At 44.7% G+C, this 2,109-nt stretch carries 1 protein-coding gene and 1 pseudogene; both read right to left on the bottom strand.

Annotated features, from left to right (window positions below):
- Positions 1–198: 198 nt before the first annotated feature.
- Positions 199–1,407, bottom strand: a complete 1,209-nt coding sequence (gltS, locus tag AB4329_RS21745; protein WP_017061004.1) for a sodium/glutamate symporter — start codon at positions 1,405–1,407, stop codon at positions 199–201.
- Between the two features lie 70 nt (positions 1,408–1,477).
- Positions 1,478–2,109: pseudogene (locus tag AB4329_RS21740) on the bottom strand (bifunctional aspartate transaminase/aspartate 4-decarboxylase); the annotation flags it as partial.

Raw genomic sequence — 2,109 nt, 5'->3', positions numbered from 1 at the left:
CAATTAGGAAACAAAGCCGATTTAACCCGTCCATTGAACTCGCGGTAAAATCATCGAAATAAGCTAGTGATCTGAACCAGCGGAACTGGACACCTTTCAAACCGTCACTCCTCTTCTGAATATAGTTTTTGATGTCTTGAGTAAATTTTAAAGTCAAAGTACTGAACTTTGGTAATCCCCTTTGATGGGGAAGATCCATCAAGACATGAAATGTAAGAATGTCTCTATAACGATTAGGTTTGAGAGATCGATAAAGAACGCACCAATTAACGGCACGATAAAATACGCTTGTGGCGATGGGCCGTAGTAACCCGTGATACCATTCATATTGAGCATGGCTGTCGGTGTCGCACCCAAACCAAAGCCCGCATGACCACTTGCCATCACCGCGGCATCATAATTTTTACCGAGTAGCTTATAGGTAACGGACGTAACAAACACAATAGTAAACAATGTTTGAATCGTTAGGATAACCACCAGCGACAACGCCATATCAAACAGCTGCCAAAGTTTGATTTCAAGCAATGCCATAGATAAGAAGACACTTAGGGCAATTGAGCTTAAACGTGCCACTTCGACCATCGCAATCTTGGCAGGTTTGCTCTCGCTAAATAGTGTTGAGAATAGTGCACCAACAAATAACGCATAGACGAAATTTGGCACCATGTTCAGCCAATGCACATCGAGCACAAGCACTAAACTATGTAGCATTTGGCTGAGCTCAACACAGCATGCTAAAAGAACAACGCTTCCGATGCCATGTAGTACATTGCCCTTAGTCGGCATGTGATGGGCCTTTTTGTGTTCCACATCTGCTGCATGTACGTTCGGTGTTGAAAGTTGATTTTTTTCAACCAAATACGTGCCTAAAGGCGCTCCGATAATACCGCCAATCACAAGACCAAAAGTGGCACAGGCCATCGCGATTTCGAGTGCATTATCGACACCAAAATGGTCATGAAACATCGACGCCCATGCAGCACCTGTACCATGCCCACCTGATAGGGTGATAGAGCCCGTCATCAGTCCTAGCTTAGGATCCAGCCCTAAGAACGAGGCTGCAGCGACACCAATAGCGTCCTGAAAAATAATATAAACAACGGCGATTCCGAGAAAGACAACGAACAAGCGTCCACCTTGGAATAGCTGCTTGATATTTGCGCTTAAACCAATGCCTGCGAAAAACATCAGCATCAACGTCTCTTTATAAGGAAGTTCAAATTCGAACTCCATTCCCATGCGATATAAGCAAGTAGTAATTAAGGCTGCGATGCACCCACCAATCACCGGCCCTGGGATATGATATTTACTTAATATTGGTGTGTGTTTTTTGGTTACCTCACCAAACAACAACATCAAGAGTGCCAAAATGGCAGATTCAACGGCATTTACAGAAATTACATTCATTATCACGACCTAAACAACCGAATAAAAAAGCCCCGACTTGACGGGGCTTATATTTTCTAGCAACTACGAATTACGCAGAGAACTCTTGGAAGTACTCATCCAACACAGTGCGTGTTGCACGGCCAATTAGCTCGTACTCGTGGTGAGTAAGGTTCGCTAGTGATACGCGTACTGAGGCGTGTACTGTGTCGAAACCTTTACCAGGTAGTAAGATGACGCCAGTTTCGTGAGCAAGACGGAATAGGAAGTCTTTACCTTTCTCGTTAGCTTTGAACCAGTCGACAAACTCTTGACCGTAAAGTTTGCCACCTAGCGTGTCTAGCTCTAGGAGTGTGTAGTAATCCACACGGTCTTTGTTCTCTTCGATTTCTACACCCATGTTTTTGTAAAGCGTTGTGTAGCGCTCACGGATGATGCGTTTGCAAGCGGCTTTGTAGCGACCTTCTGAGTCCATTAGACAAGTTAGAGCAAACATCGCCATTTGCACTTGTTGCGGTAGAGATAGACCGGCAGTGTGATTCAAGGCTACGCTACGGCTATCCGCAACGATGCGGTCGATGAACTTAATGTCACGTGGCTCTGGAGTCAGTGTTTTGTAACGGCCATCAAGTTGACACTGTTTTTCTTCGCTGAAAGAACTTAGTGCGTCATCAAATACGTTTTTGTGTTGGATACCAATGGTACCTAAACGCCAGCCTGTTG

It is taken from the genome of Vibrio sp. 10N.261.54.A5 (assembly GCF_041471145.1).
Taxonomy (GTDB): domain Bacteria; phylum Pseudomonadota; class Gammaproteobacteria; order Enterobacterales; family Vibrionaceae; genus Vibrio; species Vibrio crassostreae_C.
The sequence above is the reverse complement of the archived record's forward strand: the minus strand, read 5'-3'. Positions and strand labels throughout refer to the sequence as shown.

Bases quoted from the DNA above. Each gene is read 5' to 3' on its own strand.
- gltS (WP_017061004.1), bottom strand. From the start codon at position 1,407: ATGAATGTAATTTCTGTAAATGCCGTTGAATCTGCCATTTTGGCACTC.